General features: G+C 43.9%; 5 protein-coding genes. 2 read left to right on the plus strand and 3 right to left on the minus strand.

The window, feature by feature from the left end:
• Window positions 1-171 precede the first annotated feature (171 nt).
• Together PN457_RS15015 and PN457_RS15020 are read right to left on the minus strand one after the other, a co-directional pair.
• Window positions 172-1,092, minus strand: a complete 921-nt coding sequence (locus PN457_RS15015; protein WP_271734192.1) for a DUF928 domain-containing protein — start codon at window positions 1,090-1,092, stop codon at window positions 172-174.
• Window positions 1,093-1,240: 148 nt separating this feature from the next.
• Window positions 1,241-2,443, minus strand: coding sequence for a phosphoglycerate kinase (locus PN457_RS15020; RefSeq protein ID WP_271734193.1), 1,203 nt, complete (start codon window positions 2,441-2,443; stop codon window positions 1,241-1,243).
• 338 nt (window positions 2,444-2,781) lie between these two features.
• On the opposite strand from PN457_RS15020, the gene PN457_RS15025 reads away from it, so the two are divergent.
• Together PN457_RS15025 and PN457_RS15030 are read left to right on the plus strand one after the other, a co-directional pair.
• Window positions 2,782-3,189 (plus strand): universal stress protein, encoded by a 408-nt coding sequence (locus tag PN457_RS15025; RefSeq protein WP_271734194.1) that lies wholly within the window; start codon window positions 2,782-2,784, stop codon window positions 3,187-3,189.
• Window positions 3,190-3,755: 566 nt separating this feature from the next.
• The gene (locus PN457_RS15030; protein WP_271734196.1) at window positions 3,756-4,739 is read left to right on the plus strand and encodes an RNA polymerase sigma factor, RpoD/SigA family; all 984 of its coding nucleotides are present in this window, start codon (window positions 3,756-3,758) and stop codon (window positions 4,737-4,739) included.
• Between the two features lie 81 nt (window positions 4,740-4,820).
• On the opposite strand, the gene cobO is transcribed toward PN457_RS15030, so the two are convergent.
• Window positions 4,821-5,507, minus strand: a complete 687-nt coding sequence (gene cobO / locus PN457_RS15035; protein WP_271734197.1) for a cob(I)yrinic acid a,c-diamide adenosyltransferase — start codon at window positions 5,505-5,507, stop codon at window positions 4,821-4,823.
• Window positions 5,508-6,025: the final 518 nt, after the last annotated feature.

Below are 6,025 nucleotides of genomic sequence, written 5' to 3' on the forward strand. Positions count from 1 at the left end.
TGGTCAGTCCTGTATCTATGATGACTCGAAGAGTTATCCCCGCCCAGGGATGGGTAGTTAATGCTCAAGGAGATGTGGTTTTAGTGGCTGCTCCTAGGGGAAATCACCCTCACCGAGTTGATGCTGCTACGGCATATTGTCGGTAAATTTGATATTCCCTGGGTTTCCTGATCATGGTGAGTCTGAAGGTGCTTTTGTCAACCCCACTGATGTCAACAATTCCAGCCAATACTGGTTAATCTGGGGATCATTGGGGCGTTGACGGTGTAAATCAGCTAAAATACTCACAAAATTTTCCCACAGTCCAGCGGTGGCATAAAGCATTGCCTGATCTAAAGGTTCCGTGGTCTGTTGCACCTGAGAGTAAAGATTAGGATCTTTGACTACCTCAATCTTACCTTTTAAGTACAAATCTGAAGGACTAGAAGAATCACAAATGATGGAAAGTTTCCAAGTATATGCACGGTCTGCTGTTAATGGTGCTTCACTAGTAGGTATTTTGATACTCACAATACCTGCTTTGGCTCCCCCATCAAAGGTCTTTGTATACAGGTTTTGAGGTATTTGATCATCCCTGAGCAGAAATTCCAGTCTTTGTATTGCTGTGGTAGTTTCAGGAATGTAGAACCAGAATTGGGGATGGTCTGACGTGGTTCGCTGCTTTCCATCTTGTTCGTGGGCGGGGATGAGGGAAACAGGAAACTGCTCATCCGGGAAACATTTTTCCTCTTCATTTGTAAGCAATTCAGGTAGACGTGTACCTGCAGGAGTGGTTCTGCTAGGTCTGCCTTCCGGGAATATAATTACATTGCCACCGGGTTGAATATAAGCTTCAATATTCCTGATGGCTTCTGCGGCTTGGCGATCGCCCGGACGTGCTGCTAATGCTTGCTGGAAATATATTAAAGCTTGGCGATATTCCCTGTCAGCAATTTTTGCATAACCAACTTGCATATATTCGTCATAGCTGGAGATGCTCTTAACTACGTGGTCAGGTTGATGTGTTGCTAAGACTGGAGTAGGAGGGATAAAACCTAGGGGTAAACAGAAGCAGCCAGTCAATAGACAGTGTAGCCAAATTTGATATTTCATACAAGAACTACTTAACTGGTAATAGAGATTTTGTCACCATAGCTGCAGATGGGGAACCCTGCTAAAATACTTAACACTATATTGATTTGTATTAAATGTGACAGTGAACAGCCTTGAGGCTGTTCACTCTTGACTGTTAATTAATTACTTATGCTTCGTCTAAAGCCGCAATACCAGGTAAGATTTTACCTTCTAACAGTTCCAAGCTAGCGCCTCCACCGGTGGAGATGTGGCTCATTTGATCAGCTAAACCGACCTTTTCCACAGCCGCCACTGAGTCACCACCACCGATGATTGTGGTTGTACCAGTTTTACCGATTTCTGCGAGAGTATGAGCGATCGCTTCTGTACCGGTAGCAAATTTATCAAACTCAAACACACCCATAGGGCCGTTCCAAATCACAGTTTTGCAATCAGCCAAAGCTGCTTGGAAAACCTTCACAGAGTCGGGGCCAATATCCAAACCCATACCATCAGCGGGAATATTTTCAATACTGACAGTTGTTGCATTAGCATCGGGGGCGAACTTATCTGCTGAGACGATATCTGTAGGTAACAAGAAGGTAACGCCACGTTCTTGAGCTTTAGCTTCCAAAGTCTTGGCCAGTTCTAATTTATCTTCTTCTACCAAAGACTTACCAACACTTAAACCCCGGGCTTTATAGAAGGTGAAAATCATCCCGCCACCGATGATCAGCTTATCGCATTTTTCCAGGAGAGTTTCAATCACACCTATTTTGCTGGAAACCTTGGAACCGCCAATAATTGCCGCCAAAGGACGTTGGGGATCTTCAATAGCACTCTGTAAGTACTGTAGTTCCTTCTCGATCAAATATCCCCCCACAGAAGGACTCAAGTAGTGAGTTACACCTTCAGTCGAAGCGTGGGCGCGGTGTGCTGTACCAAAAGCATCATTCACATAAAAGTCAGCATTAGCTGCCAGTTTTTTAGCAAATTCTGGGTCGTTTTTCTCTTCTTCCTTGTAGAAGCGGACATTTTCGAGTAGCAGAACTTGTCCATTTTGTAAAGCTGCAACTTGAGCAGCAACCGCATCGCCGATACAGTCATCAGTTTTGACAACTTCTTGACCTAGCAATTCCGAGAGACGTTTAGCAACTGGGGTTAAACGCAGCTTGTCATCCACACCCTTGGGACGACCAAAATGGCTAGCTAGAATTACCTTAGCTCCCTTCTGGGTCAAATCTTGGATAGTGGGCAAAGCAGCGCGAATGCGAGTATCATCTGTGATGTTGCCTTGGTCATCGACAGGGACGTTAAAATCAACCCGTACTAAGGCACGTTTACCTGATATATCACTTGCAGACAAATTTGCTAAAGTTTTTTTCGACATTATGATAGACTCTCCTGATTAGCCTTTTGTTATTGTTTTGAAAGTGGAACCATCAAGATTTTACGAGCAAGCAGTGATGCGTAAATCCCCCGTTATTTATGCGGGGCATATTAAGCTAATGACTGATTTGATTCTGTCGTGAAATGCTAAAATTATCATAGCGGTAAAGCGTACACTTAAAAAGCGTGCGCTTGAGAACTGCCAGGGCGGTAGGTGAGTTCCACGGTGTTAACTTGTGGACTCGCAGAGGCGGACTTTTGCACAGTGAAGCAAGGGTAAACACTAAATCTCCTTAGTTAGGTGAGTGTCAACGTAGTCAGGGGTGCTAAGTGACAGAGATGTTTAAAACAGTACTATTTCCAATTGATCAAAGCCGGGAAGCGCGAGAAGCTGCTGATGTAGTTACCAACGTTGTGCAGAAGTACGGTAGTCGCTTGGTGCTGCTGTCTGTGGTGGAAGAACCAGTCACGGATGTACCCAGTCCAGATCCCATGAAGTCGTCAGACCTTGTCTCTCAATTGCTGGAAAATGCGCGATCTTTGTTTTCTCAGCAAGGAATTCAATGTGAGATTCTGGAAAAACAGGGGAAACCAGCCTTTACTATCTGCGATGTGGCTGATGACATCGGGGCAGATTTAATTATCATGGGTTGTAGAGGATTAGGTTTGACTGACGAGGGAGCAAGTGATAGTGTTACTACGCGTGTAATTAATCTTTCTCCTTGCCCAGTGCTAATTGTGCCTTAATCTTGCCAAGACGCGATGAATCGCGTCTACCTACATTCGATCCCCAATAGCACTTTTGCTGCCTAAAATTCTTTGGTTGCGTAACATCTCTCCATCTTCGCCGGTCAAATAGTTCGGTTATCCCGCTACTTGTCAGCAACTGAAGAGGGGGTTTTTGCGTCACTATGGATATAGTTAGTAAGATTTGTGTAAATTATTTTTTTTGTCAACGAAACAGTTTTCAATTATAATTGAAAGATTTACCTGAGTTACTTTACTATCTGCTTGATTTGTCTTAGTATAGGATAAGTAGAAATCATATCGACTTCAGATTTTACAATTGCACATCGCGGCCGAGGATAAAAAGAATTTACGCCAATAACCAAGTGTGCTTCTAGGAGACTTCAAAATTCAGGGAAGGTAAGGGAACCTATATCGGGTAGGGGTATTCTTAATCTTTCATAGGCGGTGTATGAATTGACTTCTTTTGGTAGCGCCCTATGTTCCGTGATATGTTTACTACCTTTCCAAACCAGATTTAGTTATTCAAGATCCGTTGTATTTACGGAGTAGAGGACAACGCACCAATGGCTATTGTTAAAACCAAAACCGAAAACCTCAATACCAAATTCACGGCTGATATGGTCAGAACCTATCTGCGGGAAATTGGTCGGGTACCACTGCTAACGCGAGAAGAAGAGATTATTTTTGGCAAGCAGGTACAACAAATGATGACCCTTGTGGAGGCTAAAGACTCCTTAGGGCAGGAGCTAGGTCATGAACCTAGTTTAGCAGAGTGGGCAGCCCATGTTAACCAAACGGAAACACAGATCACACACTCTGTCACCCTAGGTAAACGGGCCAAGCAAAAGATGATTGAAGCCAACCTGCGTTTGGTTGTGGCCATCGCCAAGAAATACCAAAAGCGCAACATGGAGTTTTTGGATTTGATCCAGGAAGGAACTCTAGGATTAGAAAGGGGTGTAGAAAAGTTTGATCCCACCAGGGGTTATAAGTTCTCCACCTATGCTTACTGGTGGATTCGCCAAGCGATTACCCGGGCGATCGCCCAGCAAGGTCGGACTATTCGGTTACCGATTCATATCACCGAGAAACTCAACAAAATCAAAAAAGTACAGCGGGAATTGGCGCAAAAGTTGGGGCGATCGCCGAATCCTGCGGAAATTGCGCAAGAGTTGGAACTAGAGCCGATGCAGATTCGGGAATACCTGAATATGGCGCGTCAACCAGTGTCCTTAGATGTGAAAGTCGGCGATAACCAGGATACAGAATTGCAAGAAATGCTCGAAGATGAAGGACCATCTCCTGAGTATTACACCACCCAAGAGTTCTTGCGTGAAGACCTGAATAACTTGTTGGCAGAACTTACCCCCCAACAAAGACAGGTTTTAGCCCTGCGCTTTGGTTTAGAAGATGGTCATGAAATGTCTTTAGCTAAGGTGGGTGAACGCTTAAATCTTAGCCGTGAGCGCGTCCGTCAGCTAGAACATCAAGCTCTTGCTCATTTGCGCCGTCGTCGCGCCAATGTTAAGGAGTATGTTGCTAGCTAAAAGCAGATAGCTTGCGGTGACGCGCCTCCTGAAGTCAGGGGGCGATTTTTTATCTTGTTTTTCCACGAGGGATGGTGTTAATTAAAACTCAATCCCAGCTTGGGCCTTCACTCCTTGATCCCGGAAAGGATGTTTAATCAGAGTCATTTCCGTGACTAAATCTGCTCGCTCGATTAAAGCAGGGGGTGCGCCTCGACCTGTGAGAATTACGTGCTTGTTGGGTGGTTTTTCTGCTAACCCTGCTAAAACTTGATCTACTTCTAAATAGCCCATTTTGAGGGCGATATTGATTTCATCGAGCAACACTAACTGAAATTCTGGATTGCGAATATATTCTAATGATTTCTCCCAAGCAGCGCTGGCTTTGTCAAGGTCGCGATCGCGGTCTTGAGTTTCCCAGGTAAAGCCTTCCCCCATAGCGTGAAATTCTATCTGGTTTTCCCAAAAGCTGAAAACCTTTTTTTCTGATGGTTCCCAAGCACCTTTGATAAATTGCACAATCGCTACTTTATACCCATGACCGAGCGATCGCAACACCATACCCAAAGCCGCAGTGGTTTTACCCTTACCATTACCAGTATTAACTATAATTAAACCTTTTTCTGGTACAGCCTCTGCTATACGGCGATCCTGTACCTCTTTGCGCCGCTGCATCTTGTGGCGGTATTGTTCATCAGTTAAGTTAGTTAGGGTTGAGGACATGATTTCGTCTATTAAGCGTTCAATTTCTCTATCTGAGTTTAACTCTTCTGGTGTATCGCTTTTCATCAACCTTACTTATCAAATATGAATTTTCTCACCCACAGCAGGGTTATAGGACGAAGGGGTTAGTCTTGAAAAGACTGGATTTATTCAGGTGAGTGACTACGTGTTGTTTCATTTAATTCTCTTGAGAAATTATTTTGGAACACTATATTAATTCCTGATCATATGGCTTGGAGATCATGAAAAATGTAGATATTCAACATTTTTGTAGGATTTAATTAACTAAATTTTGGGAGAATCTGAGAGGATGTTTGATAAGTTTTCAACAGGTAATTTTTATCTTAGGGAACAGGGAACACACCGAACAGGGAACAGGGAACACCGAAGGATTGGGGAGCACCGAAGGATTAGGGAATGGGAAGGATTGGGGAACACACAAAAAACAATCAAATCCAGTCCCCTCCCCTTAAAAGGACAAGACAAGGTGGACAAGGTGGACTAGGTGACAAGGGAGAAAAACAGTACAAAGTCTGTATTCTTAGTAAGAAAAATAGCCCCTTAAAAGACCATTGTCCGGATAA

Source organism: Anabaenopsis arnoldii, from assembly GCF_028331025.1.
GTDB classification, from domain to species: Bacteria; Cyanobacteriota; Cyanobacteriia; order Cyanobacteriales; family Nostocaceae; genus Anabaenopsis; species Anabaenopsis arnoldii.

What these genes read in the sequence shown, in the direction of transcription:
- cobO (WP_271734197.1), bottom strand. Translation starts at nt 5,507, where the DNA reads ATGAAAAGCGATACACCAGAAGAGTTAAACTCAGATAGAGAAATTGAA.
- PN457_RS15020 (WP_271734193.1), bottom strand. Translation starts at nt 2,443, where the DNA reads ATGTCGAAAAAAACTTTAGCAAATTTGTCTGCAAGTGATATATCAGGT.
- PN457_RS15025 (WP_271734194.1), top strand. Translation starts at nt 2,782, where the DNA reads ATGTTTAAAACAGTACTATTTCCAATTGATCAAAGCCGGGAAGCGCGA.
- PN457_RS15030 (WP_271734196.1), top strand. Translation starts at nt 3,756, where the DNA reads ATGGCTATTGTTAAAACCAAAACCGAAAACCTCAATACCAAATTCACG.
- PN457_RS15015 (WP_271734192.1), bottom strand. Translation starts at nt 1,092, where the DNA reads ATGAAATATCAAATTTGGCTACACTGTCTATTGACTGGCTGCTTCTGT.